Source organism: uncultured Rhodoblastus sp. (assembly GCF_903903185.1).
Taxonomy (GTDB): domain Bacteria; phylum Pseudomonadota; class Alphaproteobacteria; order Rhizobiales; family Beijerinckiaceae; genus Rhodoblastus.
This window is the reverse complement of the sequence record NZ_CAIUXT010000012.1, coordinates 10906-24697: the sequence shown is the minus strand read 5'-3', so window position 1 is coordinate 24697 and position 13792 is coordinate 10906. Positions and strand designations below refer to the sequence as shown.

General features: G+C 63.6%; 12 protein-coding genes. 3 read left to right on the top strand and 9 right to left on the bottom strand.

The genetic code is table 11. The features are described from left to right. Positions 1–5 precede the first annotated feature (5 nt). Positions 6–329 (top strand): hypothetical protein, encoded by a 324-nt coding sequence (locus tag QZY01_RS00570; RefSeq protein ID WP_294532082.1) that lies wholly within the window; start codon positions 6–8, stop codon positions 327–329. Positions 330–613: 284 nt separating this feature from the next. Here QZY01_RS00570 and QZY01_RS00565 read toward each other — a convergent pair whose 3' ends face one another. From QZY01_RS00565 to QZY01_RS00545, 5 genes are all read right to left on the bottom strand, one after another. Next, a complete protein-coding gene (locus tag QZY01_RS00565; protein WP_294532079.1) occupies positions 614–1273 on the bottom strand; it encodes a haloacid dehalogenase type II in 660 nt (219 codons plus the stop codon). A gap of 10 nt (positions 1274–1283) precedes the next feature. Further along, positions 1284–2441: an AAA family ATPase gene (locus QZY01_RS00560; protein ID WP_294532076.1), complete on the bottom strand. Its 1158-nt coding sequence runs from the start codon at positions 2439–2441 to the stop codon at positions 1284–1286. Positions 2442–2558: 117 nt separating this feature from the next. Next, on the bottom strand, positions 2559–3200 hold the full coding sequence (locus tag QZY01_RS00555) for a 3-oxoacid CoA-transferase subunit B (RefSeq protein WP_294532073.1): 642 nt from the start codon (positions 3198–3200) through the stop codon (positions 2559–2561). Next, positions 3200–3931 carry a CoA transferase subunit A gene (locus QZY01_RS00550; protein WP_294532070.1) on the bottom strand — a complete coding sequence of 244 codons (732 nt, stop codon included), beginning with the start codon at positions 3929–3931 and terminating at the stop codon, positions 3200–3202. Before QZY01_RS00550 ends, QZY01_RS00555 begins: the two co-directional genes overlap by 1 nt. A 173-nt stretch (positions 3932–4104) precedes the next feature. After that, positions 4105–5016 carry a methyltransferase domain-containing protein gene (locus QZY01_RS00545; protein WP_294532067.1) on the bottom strand — a complete coding sequence of 304 codons (912 nt, stop codon included), beginning with the start codon at positions 5014–5016 and terminating at the stop codon, positions 4105–4107. A gap of 152 nt (positions 5017–5168) precedes the next feature. Between QZY01_RS00545 and QZY01_RS00540 the strand changes: the two genes are divergently transcribed. After that, on the top strand, positions 5169–5552 hold the full coding sequence (locus tag QZY01_RS00540; protein ID WP_294532064.1) for a hypothetical protein: 384 nt from the start codon (positions 5169–5171) through the stop codon (positions 5550–5552). 176 nt (positions 5553–5728) lie between these two features. Here the strand turns inward: QZY01_RS00540 and QZY01_RS00535 are convergent, their stop codons facing one another. Both QZY01_RS00535 and QZY01_RS00530 read right to left on the bottom strand, forming a co-directional pair. After that, on the bottom strand, positions 5729–6550 hold the full coding sequence (locus QZY01_RS00535) for a universal stress protein (RefSeq protein ID WP_294532062.1): 822 nt from the start codon (positions 6548–6550) through the stop codon (positions 5729–5731). A gap of 40 nt (positions 6551–6590) precedes the next feature. Then, on the bottom strand, positions 6591–7235 hold the full coding sequence (locus tag QZY01_RS00530; protein WP_294532059.1) for an MBL fold metallo-hydrolase: 645 nt from the start codon (positions 7233–7235) through the stop codon (positions 6591–6593). A 313-nt stretch (positions 7236–7548) separates the two neighbouring features. Between QZY01_RS00530 and phaZ the strand changes: the two genes are divergently transcribed. Next, positions 7549–8814 carry a polyhydroxyalkanoate depolymerase gene (phaZ, locus tag QZY01_RS00525; protein WP_294532056.1) on the top strand — a complete coding sequence of 422 codons (1266 nt, stop codon included), beginning with the start codon at positions 7549–7551 and terminating at the stop codon, positions 8812–8814. A 186-nt stretch (positions 8815–9000) separates the two neighbouring features. On the opposite strand, the gene QZY01_RS00520 is transcribed toward phaZ, so the two are convergent. Further along, complete coding sequence (locus tag QZY01_RS00520) at positions 9001–9729, bottom strand: PEPxxWA-CTERM sorting domain-containing protein (protein ID WP_294532053.1); 729 nt, start codon at positions 9727–9729, stop codon at positions 9001–9003. A gap of 497 nt (positions 9730–10226) precedes the next feature. Further along, positions 10227–13760, bottom strand: coding sequence for a PAS domain-containing hybrid sensor histidine kinase/response regulator (locus tag QZY01_RS00515; RefSeq protein WP_294532050.1), 3534 nt, complete (start codon positions 13758–13760; stop codon positions 10227–10229). Between the last annotated feature and the right edge of the window lie 32 nt (positions 13761–13792).

Below are 13792 nucleotides of genomic sequence, written 5' to 3'. Positions count from 1 at the left end.
ACAGCATGAAGACGAATCGGCAAACTGGGGCGGCTCTGGCCTGCGGTCTTTCACTGGCGCTCGTCGCCTTCGCCTGCGCCGCACAACAGGCCGCCGGGCAGAGCTATCGCGAATTGCGCGAATCCCTGCTGGCGCAGGGCTGGAAGCCGGATGTCAATTATGGCCTCAAAATGATCAATTCCGGCAAGCCGCTCTACCGCTTTCCCGAAGTTTTATGCGGCCCACAATTGTGCAAGGCGAAATGGCGCGACAGCAAAGGCGCCGAACATGCGATCATGATCCAGCGCGGCTATAATGACGAGGAATATCGGGTGATTTCCCAGCAATAGGCGTCCATCGTCCGCCGCATGGCGACAAGCGCGGCGAGAGGACGCCCATCCGGGCGCGGGCCGGTCGCGGGCCGCCTCCTTGTAGCTTTTTGATTTATAAGCTACTTATTCAAACACTCTAAGGCGCGCCTAAAATTTTATGGTGCATTGCAGCAAAGCGCTTGACGTTTTGTGCGTCGCAGCATAAACATTGACTTGTGGAACGGGTTTTGCCCGTTCCGCATGCCCTCCTTGGGCGTTTCCTCCCTAGACTTGGGCCGCTGGGTAACTCCGGCGGCCTCTTTTTATTCCTCGACCAATGCCGACAGGCTCGCGGCGACCCGCGCTGGCGGCAGATCGGCATATTCGTCGGGAGCGCCGGTCCGGTTGATCCAGCAGGTCCGAAAGCCGAATTTGGTCGCGCCGGCGACATCCCAGCGGTTGGACGACTGAAAGGAAATTTTTTCGGGCGGCAAGCCATACCGCGCGCAAGCCATTTCATAGACCGCAGGCGCGGTCTTGAAAATTTTCAGCGCATCGACCGAAAGCGAATCGTCGAGAAAATCCGCCAGCCCCGCCGAGCGGACGGCGCGTTCCAGCGCTCTCGGCGTTCCGTTCGACAGAATCGCGCATTTTGCGCCCTTCGCCCGCAGCGCCGCGAGAACCGGCGCGGCGTCGGCATAGGCGTCGAGCGTTTCATAGGCGCCAAGCAGTTTTTCCCGAGCCCCGGCAGGGATGCCGCCAAGACTCGCGGCGGCGAAATCGAGCGCGTCGCGGGTCAAGGCGTCGAAATCGCGATAGGCCCCCATCAGCGAACGCGTCCAGCTATATTCGAGCTGTTTGGCGCGCCAGAGTTGCGACAGGCGCTCCGCCGAAGGCCCTAAAAAATCCCGGTGGCGCGCGACGGCGGAATGCACGTCGAACAAAGTGCCGTAGGCGTCGAAAACATAGAGCGGAAACAGCATTGCAGCCTCCTTATCGCTCCGGCCAATGCCACGGCGCGGCGTCTTGATCCCTGACGATGGTTTCGCCAAGTTCCTTTTCCAGCCGAATCTCTCGCGCCGCCGCGCCGGACAGCAAAGCCCGCGTCAATGCCGGCGAATGGGTGACGACGATGAACTGGGTCTCTCGCGCGGCTTGCGCGATCAGGCGGGCGAGCGAGGGCAGCAGATCGGGATGGAGGCTGGTTTCGGGTTCGTTCAACACCATCAATTGCGGCGGGCGCGGCGTCAGCAGCGCGGCGACCAGCAGGAGATAGCGCAAGGTTCCGTCCGAAAGCTCCGCCGCCTGCAAAGGCCGCAACAGGCCGCGCTGGAACATGGTCAAGGCGAACAGGCCGCGTTCGGTTTCAACGCCGAGCTTCGAGCCGGGAAAGGCGTCCTCCACCGCCTCGGCGAGCCAATCGCCGCGCCCGACTTCGCATATGGTCTGAATCGCCGCCGCCAGATCGGCGCCGTCGGAGGCGAGGATGGGCGTATGCGTGCCCACCTGGGGGCGGCGCGCGGGCGCCTCGGCGTCGGTGCGAAAATGGTCGTAGAACCGCCACGCGCGCATGTGTTCGCGCAGAAGCAATAGGTCGAGCGCGTCGGAAGGGTCGGCGCAATGGGTCATCATGCTGTCGAAACCCGCCAGTTGCGTATAGGCCTGCCGCCAGGCGCCGGCGGGATCGCGCAAACGCACCGACGGACCGCGCCGATGGGCGAACTGGCTGGCGCGGGTCAGCTTTTCGCCCGTCCACATGGCCTCCGCCTTGATCTGCGGATCGGCGTTGAACATGGAGCGCCCATCGGGCGTGGGCAGGCCGAGATCGATGGCGTAGCCCCACAGATCGGAGGAGAAGCCGAGCCGCAGGCTGACCGGAGTTTTGCGCACGACGCCTTGAACCGGGATGCTCCCCTGCTTCATGCCGCGCGAGAAAACTTCCGGTCCGGCCCATAACGTCGATTGCAGGCCGCCTTCGAGGGCGAGCGAGCGGACGGCGCGCCCCTGCGCGCAGTCGGCCAGCAGGCGGATCGAGCGGTAGAGGCTGGATTTGCCGACGCCATTGCCGCCGCAAACGACATTGAGTTGGGACAGTTCCAGAAGGACGTTGCGCAGCGAACGATAGCCGGAAATCGCGAGCCGCGTGATCATCTCTTGCAACGCCGATGCTGGAGCGGTCTTGCCTGAAAATCCTCAAGAAATCCAAGAAATCATCGCCGCAAGAGCGGCTCCAGGAATGCGGCGGGGCGAAAACCCCGCCGTAATGCGTCAGAGGGCCACCGCGAACTTCGCCTCGGTATTGGCCTTGATCTGGTCGACCGTGACCCCATCGGCCAGTTCGATCAGTTTCGCGCCGCCCTTGCCGTGCTTGTCGATCGAAAAGACGCCAAGATCGGTGATCAGCAGGTCCACCACATGCGAACCGGTCAAGGGCAGGTTGCATTTCTGCAGGAATTTCGGCCCGTCCTTGGCGACATGCTCCATCACCACCACGACCTTCTTCACCCCGGCGACGAGGTCCATCGCGCCGCCCATGCCCTTGACCATCTTGCCGGGAATCATCCAGTTGGCGAGATCGCCGTTTTCCGCCACCTGCATCGCCCCGAGAATCGACAGGTCGATATGGCCGCCGCGGATCATCGCAAAACTGTCGGCGGAGGAGAAATAGCTCGTCGTCGGCAGTTCGGTGATGGTCTGCTTGCCGGCGTTGATCAGGTCGGCGTCCTCCTCGCCATCATAGGGGAAGGGACCCATGCCCAGCATGCCGTTCTCGCTCTGCAATTGCACGCTCACCCCGGCGGGGATGAAATTGGAAACCAGCGTCGGAATGCCGATGCCGAGATTGACGTAAAAACCGTCGCGCAGCTCCTGCGCCGCGCGGGCGGCCATTTGTTCGCGTGTCCAGGCCATCAGATGTCTCCTCCGGCGGCGGCGGCCGGGCTGGTGTGCTTGCGCGTGGTGCGCTGCTCGATATGTTTGGTCGGGTTCGGCACATGCACGATGCGCTTGACGAAGATGCCGGGCGTGTGGATCTCGTCCGGGTTCAACTCGCCGGCCCTGAACAGATGCTCGACCTCGGCGACGGTGATCTTTCCCGCCGTCGCCATCATCGGATTGAAATTGCGCGCGGTCTTGCGGAACACCAGATTGCCTTCGGTGTCGCCCTTCCAGGCGTGGATGATCGATATATCGGCGACGAGGCCTGTCTCCATGACATAATGTTCGTCGTTGAAAACCCGGATTTCCTTGCCTTCGGCGATGATCGTGCCATAGCCGGTCTTGGTGAAGAAGGCGGGAATGCCGGCGCCGCCGGCGCGAATGCGCTCGGCCAGCGTGCCCTGCGGATTGAATTCGATTTCCAGCTCTCCGCCGAGAAATTGCTGGGCGAACAGCTTGTTCTCGCCGACATAGGACGAGATCATCTTCTTGACCTGCCGCGTCTCCAGCAACACGCCGAGGCCGACCCCATCGATGCCGGCGTTATTGGCGATGACGGTGAGGTTTTTCGCGCCCGATTCCTTCACCGCCTCGATCAGGGCTTCAGGAATGCCGCAAAGGCCGAAACCGCCGGCCATCAGCACCATCCCGTCCTTCACCAGCCCTGAGAGCGCGGAACTGGCGTCCGGAAAAACTTTCTTCATGTCTTCATCCCTATTCCAGGAAATTTTTGCCCGGCCACCATATACCAAATCCCGCAGGTGAAAACCTGCGGGATTTGGTTAGACGCGAACGCGCCGCCGAGCTGATGCGAGGGACTCTCCTTGATCGCGACGCGATCGAGGAGAACGATAATAAAGCCGCGATTCGTTCCGGTCTAGACTCGACTTAGAACCGCGACCCAGCCGGGGACATCGACGCCGCCATCCTTGCGCGTCGAGGCGGCGGAAATTTCCACGACCTCGAACCCGTTCGCTTGCGCGCAGGCGGCGACGTAGCCGCGTCCATGCCAAAAACGCCGGTCGGGGCCAATGGAAAAACCCTCGCGCTTGCCATTCTGGACGGTGAAGGCGAGAAGCCCGCCCGGCGCGAGCACGCGCGCGGCGGCGGCGAAAACCGGGGCGAGATCGCCGAAATAGACGAAGACATCGGCGGCGGCGGCGAAATCGGCGCTTGAGCCCGGCTCGGCTTGCAGAAATTCGACGATTTCAGCCGCCGCCAGCCGATCGTAGAGATTTTTTTCGCGGGCCTCAAAAATCATCGCCGGCGACAGGTCCACGCCTGTCAAGACGCGCGCCCGGTCGCGAAACGCCGCGCCGAACAGGCCGGCGCCGCAGCCCAGATCGAGCGCATGGGCGAAAATTTTGCCCGGCGCCGCGCGCTCGACCGCCTGGCACAGGATTTCCGGGCCGCGATAGCCGAGCGCGCCGACGAGATGCCGATCGAAATTCTGCGCATATTGATCGAACAGGATTTTGACGAAGGCGCGCGGCGCAACTGGCGGGGCCGCGCGGGCGCCAAGGTGGGCGAGGCACAAAGCGGCGCCTTGGGCGTCGTCCTCATCGAGCGCCAACGCCTGTTCATAGGCGCCCGCCGCCTCCGCGCGGCGACCCAGCGATTCGAGCGCCTGCGCCATGGCGAACCAGCCGGGCGCCCACATCGGAACGCGTTCGAGAGTCTGCGCGAAAAGATCGCGCGCGGCTTCGAAGTCGCCCTGCCCGGCGGCGCCAAGTCCCCATTGAAAGCGGCGGTCGGCGGCGAGATCGCCGGAGGATTGTTCGAGCGTCATGGGCGGACCGGGCTTTGCTTGAAAAGAACCGATTCGGTCTTGAAAGGACCAATATGCGGCGTCATGCGTTCAGACATTGTTCAGGCGGATCGCATCATGCTGCGCATCAAGCTGGTTTCAAGCCGGGACGCAAGGTTTCGCAGGAGAGAGAGATGAAGGTTTTCTGGAAAAACGGCTGTGCGGGCGCGCTGGTGGCGCTGACCCTCGGCCTGTCTTTCGCCGAACCGGCCCAGGCGCAATATGGCGGCGGCTGGCAGCAGGGACGCGGTCCCGGGCCTGGCCCCGGTCGCGGCCCCGGCCCCGGCCCTGGTCCCGGCGGTTGGGGCCATGGCGCCGGCGGCGGCGGCTGGAACCCTGGCGCCGCCGCAGCGGCTGGCGTGCTCGGCGGCCTGGCGCTCGGCGCGGCGGCGGCCTCCGCCGCCCAGGGCCCCTATTACGGTCCCGAACCCGGCCCCGCCTGCTGGTTGGAGCGCCGGGCGGTGTTCGACGAAAATGGCGATTACATTGGCCGCCGCCGCATCCGCGTCTGCGAGTGACCTTTCAGCGCCATTTGAACAAGGCCCCGCTTGCGCCGGGTCGTCTTGCCGTCGCGCAGGAACGCCCGGGAGCGAACGCGGCCGCAGGCCCGTCGGAAGACGAACTCCGAGAGAAGTCCTTTCGGCTGACGCGGGAAACGCGTCCGCCGACGCTTGTCGCGGCTGGAAAAATACAATTAATGCGAGAACAGGACCGGCAGGGTCATGTGCTTGAGCATGTAGCGCGAGCCGCTGCCGCGCGCGAACAGCGGATAGCGCCAGCCGCCGAAGCCGCCCATCGACAGGAGGTCGGCGCCGTGGTCGGCGGCGAGGTTGAGCAGAGCGTCCATCAGGCCGATTTCGCTCAGCGCCAATTGCTCGGGCCGCGCCGCGATGCCGTGGGAGGCGAGGTGGGCGGCGGCGAGACGCAGGGACTCCTTCTGATAGGCGATAGCCTGATCATCGCCGGGGGTCGACAGGCCGACGACGAGGGCCTCGGCCCCGTCCAGGGCAAGGGTCATGCCGTCGTAAAAGCCGCGCGCCGACGAGCGCGAATCCGACCAGCCGAAAATCGGCCTCGTTCCCACCCGGTCGAATTGCCCGGCGAAAGGCAGGACCAGAACCGGCCGACCCGACTGGACGATGGCTTCCTCGGCGAGAGCGACCGGCGTCAGCGGGTCGTCGCCGCGCGGCTGGCCCAGCACGATCAGGTCGAAATGGCGGCTGAAATCGACGAATTGCGGGAGGAATTCCGCCTCGTCGCCGCGATTGAGATCCCGCCATTCGGCTTTGATTCCCTGCGTCGCGGCGGCGAAAGCCAAGGCGTTCGCGGCGGCGGCGGCGCTATAGTCGGCGCTCGGCCATTCGTTCACCAGCCCCACCGCATGCGGCGCCGCGATACGGGCGAATAGTCCGGTCAGTTGCGCGCCCCGGCTGCGCGCCAGATCGACCGCGAACCGCAGCCGGATGTCGGATTTCTCGTCGCCGGTCAGGTGGACCAGTAAGTTGCAAAGAGCCATGATTGTAACACACTTTCTCTGGACCGCGCGGGCCGCGCGATCAGGCCTGTCGCTGGAGAAACGGATTATGCGCCCGCTCGGCGCCGATGGTGCTCAGCGGGCCATGGCCGCTGATGAAAGTCATGTTGTCGTTTAGAGTCATCAGCTTGTTCTCGATCGAGCGGAGCAGCGCCGCATGATCGCCGCCCGGCAGGTCGGTGCGGCCGATCGAGCCCTCGAACAGCACGTCGCCCACCAGACAGAATTGCATCGGTTCGTTGATCAAAACCACGCTGCCGGGGGTGTGGCCGGGACAAAAGCGCACGTCGAGCCTCGCCTCGCCGAAGGTCACCGCATCGCCCTCGACGAGCCAGCGGTCCGGCGCAACGTTGCGGCAGGCGAAACCGAACATCGACGAGGCCGCTTCCAGGCCATCGAGCAGGAATTTGTCGCCGACATGCGGCCCCTCGATCGGCGCGCCGAAAATCTCGCGCAGTTCCGCCGCGCCGCCGGCATGGTCGGCATGGCCGTGGGTGAGAAAAATCTTTTCGACTTTCGCGCCGATCTGGTCGATGGCGCGACGGATCAGCGGCACATCGCCGCCCGGATCGACCACGGCGGCCCTGTTGGTCGCCGTACACATCAGGATCGTGCAATTCTGTTGGAAAGGCGTCACCGGAACAATGGCTACCTTGATCTGCGACATGGCGCACTCCTCGACAAGACCATGATAGCGGGCGCCGCGCGCGGCGCCTAGAAAATACGCGCATTTTTCGTTTTTGCAGGCTGGCGGCGATAAAACGCAAGCCTGACTATTCGACGAAGCCTTTCGCCGAGCGCCAGTCAAGGTCAAGGTTAGGCCATTTGCTGCACCGCGTCGAAAGGCTCAATTGCACGACGGATTTTTCTCCATTAGCATTGTTTTGCCTGCTCCTTGGGACCTTGTCCGGGGGATGGGCGGAAAAATTTCGCGCGAAGACGAATCGAGTCCGGACGTCCGTCGGTATGAGGCTCCCATAATGAACCGTTACGCCTATCATTTCTTTGAGTTGGCTCAATTGGCGATGGCGCCGTCGCGAGCCCTTTCGGATGTCACCCGGCTGACCTTCAAGAATCCGGTCAATCCGCTGACCTACACGGCGGTCGGCCGCAATCTCGCGGCTTCCGCCGAATTGTTCGAACGTTTGACGCGCCGCTACGGCAAGCCGGCCTTCGGCATCGAAACCGCTTTCGTCGAAGGACAGGGAATCGAGATCGAAGAGGAAGTGGTCTGGCAGCGGCCCTTCTGCCATATGCTGCATTTCAAGCGCCATTTCCTGCCGCCTGAAGCGGTCGGCCAGCCGCGCCTGCTCATCGTCGCGCCGATGTCGGGCCATTACGCGACGCTGCTGCGCGGGACGGTGGAGGCCTTCGTCCAGACCCATGACGTATACATCACCGACTGGATCGACGCCCGCCAGGTGCCGATGAGCTTCGGTCCGTTCGATCTCGACGATTTCATCGACTATGTCAAAGCCATGTGCGAGCATCTGAGCGAGGCGGGCGGCCAACCGTTCCATCTGCTCGCGGTCTGCCAGCCTTCGGTCCCGGTTCTGGCGGCGGTCGCGCGGATGGAGGCCGAGAACAGCCCGCATGTGCCCGCCTCGATGACCCTGAAGGGCGGCCCGATCGACACCCGCCGCAGCCCGACGGCGGTCAACAAGCTGGCGGAAAAGCGCGGGCCGAACTGGTTCCGCAAGAATTGCATCCATACCGCGCCCTTCCCCTTTCCCGGCATGGGACGCCAAGTCTATCCGGGCTTTCTCCAGCTTTCCGGATTCATGGCGATGAATCTGGACCGCCATGTCAACGCCCATCTCGAAATGTTCAACCATCTCGTCGAGAACGACGGCGATTCGGCGGAAAAGCACCGCGACTTCTATGACGAATATCTGGCGGTAATGGATTTGACCGCCGAATTCTATCTGCAAACCGTCGATACGGTTTTCGTCCATCATGCGCTGCCGAAGGGCGAAATGAAGCATCGCGGCCACCCCGTCGACCCGACCGCGATCCGCCGGGTCGGACTGATGACGGTGGAAGGCGAGAAGGACGATATTACCGGGCTCGGCCAGACCGAGGCGGCGCAGGAACTCTGTATCAATATTCCGCAGGAACTGCGCCTGCATTATGTGCAAAGCGACGTCGGCCATTATGGCGTGTTCAACGGCTCGCGCTTCCGCAAGGAAATCGCGCCGCGCGTCTGCGACTTCCACGCCAGGGTCGAGGCCTTCCGGGACGATTGAGGGACGGTTTTCGGGCCGTCCCCGTCTGCCAGAAAGCGTCTGGCGCCGGTTTGCGCCGCCAAAGGACGGACGGGCCAGAACGGGTCTGGACGGCGTTTTGACAAGCGCCGTCGCATCTTGCCGGAACAAACGAGCACAAAAAAGGCCGCCTTACGGCGGCCTTTTGAATATTGGAATTAACAATGGTCAGGCGGAGAGCTTGACCCGATCGCCCTGGTTGCGGCGATAGCCGGCAAATCCGAGACCGGCAAAGCCAAGCAACATCATCGCCCAGGTGGCCGGTTCGGGCACACCAGGCGAGAAGGCCTGGCCGGAACCGAAGGCCTGGCCATCCGCGCCCGGGAACAGGCTGACGCTGTAAGGCGCGGGATGCGCCACGGCGTAAGCCTGGTAGGTGGCGATCAGGGTGTTGATTGTCGGGCTGCCAACGACCGTCAGATTATTGCCGTTCGTATTATACTCGATTGTCCAGATCGCGCCCTGCAAGGCGGCGTAGATGTCGTTCGACCCCAGGTTATGCACGTAATCGTAATAGCCTATATTGGCCAAGGTCTGGATCTGTCCCGGGATCGGCGCAACGAGCGGATTGCCGCCCAAGCCGGCCGGATTGATGGACGAGTCCGCGACGATCGTCCCGAAAGTATAGGGAAGCGCCGGGTTTTGACTGCCGATTCCGATATTGTGGAACAGGTCGATGCAGAACACCGGGATAATGGGGCCACCCGAGGTGGTCAGGGTAATCAGCCCCGAATTCTCGCTCTTGTTGATGGGATTACCATTGATCGATCCGGACACCGTCACCGAGGCGCCCGTGAATCCGACATCGGTAACGGTCACGTTCGCAGCGTTCGCGCCGATCGAAGACCCGGCCGCGATCGCAATAAATGAAGCGCAGCCAATCAGAAACTTTTTCATTTCGCCCCCCTTGAGCGAGAAATTTAAGTATTTCAAGCGCTTAGGCAGTAACCTCACGCTAGAAGGAAAATGCTACATATTCACGCAGCGTCATGCAAACTTGGCAATAAGTATTTGCGGAAATTACGGAGCCTTGGGAAGACGGGTTGTGTCGATTACGGCGCCGCTTCAGGATTAGCTGGAGTATCTTCGATCAATACTAATTCCATGATTTCGTTTATTTTTTTGAATGAACGGTCAATCAGCTTGGTGGCGCAACACGCTAACGCAACGGGAGCGGTCTGAACGCGCCGTTGGACCGCCGCCGTCTGCTCTGGCGTCTATTGCGATTCGCTCGAATCGCAATAGACGCTAGATTGCTTTGTTTTCGCAATGTTTTTTGTGAAAAACCAGCGTCCACGTCTTCGCACATTGCGCAAGAAAATCGGTGGAATTTTTGCACGGTCGCCAGAGCAGGATTGCCGAAAAGGGGAACACGGTTCTCGCCAAAACCTGCTTCAGGAGCCCACTGGCGCCGAGGCGCGCCATTGCGCGAGCATCGCCCGCAGGATGGCCGGCTTCACCGGCTTGTTGATCACCATCACGTCCTTTTCATAGGCCCGCAGCCGCATGTCGTCGGAGCGGTCGGCGGTGATCAGCGCCGCCGGCAATTGCGGTCCGAATTTCCAGCGCAGGGCGACGATCGCATCGACGCCGTCGCCTTCGTCGAGATGATAATCGGCGAGCACGGCGTCCGGAACGCATTTTTCGCGCGCCAGTTCGGTCAGCGCCTCGCGCTGCCCCTGCGCGACGATCGGCACGCAGCCCCAGGCCGTGAGCAGCGATTTCATGCCCTCGACAATACGCGGATCGTTGTCGATCGCCACCACCACCATCCCGACCAGCGGGGAGAGTCGCGGCGCCGGAGCCGGCGAGGCGTTGCGACGCGGCGTTTCCGGCGTCGGCGCGGCGATCGGCGCGGCGACGGTGAAAACCGAGCCCTTGCCGGGCGTCGAGCGCAGCGAGATGGCATGGCCGAGCACCCGCGCCATGCGCTCGACGATGGACAGGCCGAGACCGAGGCCGGGGGCGGCGCCGGCGCCGGAATCGAGCCGCTCGAATTCGCGGAACACCGCTTTCTGCTTGTCGGCGGGAATGCCGATGCCAGTGTCCCAGACTTCGAGCCGCGCCTTGCCGCGCGCGGTTCGCCGCAGGCCGACCAGCACGCGGCCCCGCGGGGTATATTTTAGGGCGTTGGAGATCAGATTCTGCAACAGCCGCCGCAACAGCCGCCGGTCCGAGCGCACCGCCAGCGACGAGGGCGCGAAGGTCAGCTTGAGCCCCTTCTTCTCGGCGAGCGGCGTGAACTCGATCTGGAGCTGGCGGAACAATTCGTCGATGCGGAAACTCGAAAACTCCACTTTCATCGCCCCGGCGTCGAGTTGCGACATTTCCAGCAGGGCGGTAAAAATATCCTCGACCGCTTCGAGCGCGGAATCGACATTTCGCGCCAGCGACCCGGTCTCGGCATTCCCGGCGCCGGCCTCGGTCCTTTGCAGCAGCGAGGCGGTGTAGAGCCGCGCCGCGTTGAGCGGCTGCAAGATGTCGTGGCCCGCCGCCGCCAGAAAGCGCGTCTTGGAAATATTGGCTTCCTCGGCCTCGCCCTTGGCGCGGCCGAGTTCGAGGTTGAGCCGGGTCAATTGCTCGGTGCGTTCGCGCACCCGGCGCTCCAGCGTCTCGTTGGCCGCCTCCAGCGCCTGTTCGGCGGCAAATTGTTCCGTGACGTCGGTATAGGTGACGACGAGGCCGCCGTCGGGCATCCGCGCCGAGCGCGTCTCGATCACCTTGCCGGAAGAGGGCAGCGGAACGCGGAACGGCTCGGCATGGGTCAGCCGCTCCAGCCGGCCCGCCACCAATTCGTCGGAGGGACCGAGTCCGTAAAGGCCGCGCCTGGCGTTGAAGCGCAAAATATCGTCGATCGCCACCCCGACGCGGGTGAAACTCGACGGCAGTTCGAACATGTCGCGGAATTCGCGGTTCCAGCAGGTCAGCCGCAAGTCGGCGTCGAACACCGAAATGCCCTGGCGCGCGAAATCCAGCGCATGTTGCAGCATATCGCGGTTATAGAGCAGGGCGGCGGAAGCATCGTCGACGAGGCGCAGCGCCGCCGCGCTCGAGACATTGCGACGGCGCAACAACAGCGACAGAACCAGCCGCGACGAGGCCGCGCCGATCGCCGAGGCGAGCAGATGCTCGGCGATGCGCAACAGATGAATATCGGCTTCGGCGCGCGGGTCGTAACTCAATCCCCGGCCGGCGAAAAAGGTCTCGAAGGCCTCGCGCGTGCGCTGGGCCCCGAGATAACGGGCGACGGCGGCCTCGACTTCCGAGGCCGGCACGGCGGAGCGCCACAGCCTGAACGCCTGCGCCATCGGCGCCGCATTGCGGTTGACGAAAATATCGGCCTGCAGCCGCTCCAGCGGCGTCGGGCGGCGCACCAGCGAAAACACCACATAGGCGAGCGTGTTGCCGAGCAGGCTCCAGAACACGCTATGGGTCAGGGTTGACATCTGCAAATTGTAAAAATCGGGCGGCGACAGCTCGGGGCGCGGCGGAATTTGCGCCGCAGCGACGATCGCGCGCATCATGCCGGCGTCGATCGACGGCGCGAGCATGGTGAAGGCCCAGATGGTCACGCCCGTCAACAGGCCGGCTATGGCGCCGAGCGCCGTGCCGCGCCGCCAGGCCAGCGCCCCGACGAAGGCCGGCCCCAGCTGGGCGACGCAGGAGAAGGACAATATGCCGATCGAGGCGAGCAGGGTGTCCCCCGACAGCCGGTAATAGCCATAGGCCAGCAGCAGCACGACCAGAATCGCCAGCCGGCGCACGATCAGGATGCGCAGGCCCGCCTCGCCCGACGCCGCGCCGGTGCGCCAGCGGCCGAGCCGCAGCAGCAGCGGAATGACCAGATCGTTCGACACCATGATCGACAGGGCGACGGATTCGACGATCACCATGGCGGTCGCCGCGGAAAGGCCGCCGAGCATGGCGATCAGCGTCACCACGCCGTTTCCGGCGTGGATCGGCAAGGCCATGACGCTGATGTCGCGGTCGATGGCCTGCGGAAACATCACCAGGCCGGCGATGGCCAGCGGCGCGACGAAGAACACCGTCGCCGCCAGATAAAGCGGAAAGGTCAGCGCCGCCGCGCGAATGTCGGCCTCGTCGCGGTTCTCCACCACCGCGACATGGAACTGGCGCGGCAGAAACAGAATGGCGCCGCTGGACAACAGGGTGAGCGTGAACCAGACGGAAAAATCCGGCGGCGCCGCGAAAACCGCGCGAATGCGCGGGATGGACACGGCGCGGTGGAAAATATCGCCCAGACCGTCGAACATCCACCAGACAACAAAGACGCCGACGACGAGAAAGGCGAACAGCTTGATCATCGATTCGGCGGCGATGGTCAGCATCAGCCCGTTCTGGTGTTCGCCGGCGTCGACGCGGCGTGTGCCGAAGGCCATGGCGAAACCGGCGAGCAGGATCGCGACGCCGAACGCCAGCCGCTCCGGCCCCTGGGCCGAGACCGAGGCCAGGGGGTCGACAAGGCCGAAGCCATTGCTCAGGGTCGCGGCGATGGCCTTGAGCTGCAAGGCGATATAGGGCACGACGCCGATCACGCAGATCAGCGCCGTCACCGAGGCGACCGACTCCGACTTGCCGTAGCGCGAGGCAAGGAAATCGGCGATGGAAGTGGAATTCTGGGCATGGGCGAGCCGCGCCACCCGCGCCACCAGCGGCCAGCCGAAGCCGAACACCAGCATCGGGCCTATATAGATCGGCAGGAAATCCAGGCCGTTCGACGAAGCGAGGCCAACCGAGCCGAAAAAGGTCCAGGACGTGCAATAGACGCAAAGACCGAGCGCATAAACGACCTTGCGCGCGGGTCCGCGCTGGAACCGCGCGGCGTGGCGGTCGCCATAGAAGGCGAGGGCCAGAAGACACCCGAAATACAGCAAGGTCGCCGAAACGCTGATCCAGATCGCGAGCATAAGCCTCCTTATAACGCGCGCGTCCCGCGTCG

Coding starts and splice junctions, on each gene's coding strand:
- QZY01_RS00540 (WP_294532064.1), top strand. CDS start 5,169: ATGAAGGTTTTCTGGAAAAACGGCTGTGCGGGCGCGCTGGTGGCGCTG.
- QZY01_RS00520 (WP_294532053.1), bottom strand. CDS start 9,729: ATGAAAAAGTTTCTGATTGGCTGCGCTTCATTTATTGCGATCGCGGCC.
- QZY01_RS00530 (WP_294532059.1), bottom strand. CDS start 7,235: ATGTCGCAGATCAAGGTAGCCATTGTTCCGGTGACGCCTTTCCAACAG.
- QZY01_RS00515 (WP_294532050.1), bottom strand. CDS start 13,760: ATGCTCGCGATCTGGATCAGCGTTTCGGCGACCTTGCTGTATTTCGGG.
- QZY01_RS00570 (WP_294532082.1), top strand. CDS start 6: ATGAAGACGAATCGGCAAACTGGGGCGGCTCTGGCCTGCGGTCTTTCA.
- QZY01_RS00560 (WP_294532076.1), bottom strand. CDS start 2,441: ATGATCACGCGGCTCGCGATTTCCGGCTATCGTTCGCTGCGCAACGTC.
- QZY01_RS00550 (WP_294532070.1), bottom strand. CDS start 3,931: ATGAAGAAAGTTTTTCCGGACGCCAGTTCCGCGCTCTCAGGGCTGGTG.
- QZY01_RS00565 (WP_294532079.1), bottom strand. CDS start 1,273: ATGCTGTTTCCGCTCTATGTTTTCGACGCCTACGGCACTTTGTTCGAC.
- QZY01_RS00555 (WP_294532073.1), bottom strand. CDS start 3,200: ATGGCCTGGACACGCGAACAAATGGCCGCCCGCGCGGCGCAGGAGCTG.
- phaZ (WP_294532056.1), top strand. CDS start 7,549: ATGAACCGTTACGCCTATCATTTCTTTGAGTTGGCTCAATTGGCGATG.
- QZY01_RS00535 (WP_294532062.1), bottom strand. CDS start 6,550: ATGGCTCTTTGCAACTTACTGGTCCACCTGACCGGCGACGAGAAATCC.
- QZY01_RS00545 (WP_294532067.1), bottom strand. CDS start 5,016: ATGACGCTCGAACAATCCTCCGGCGATCTCGCCGCCGACCGCCGCTTT.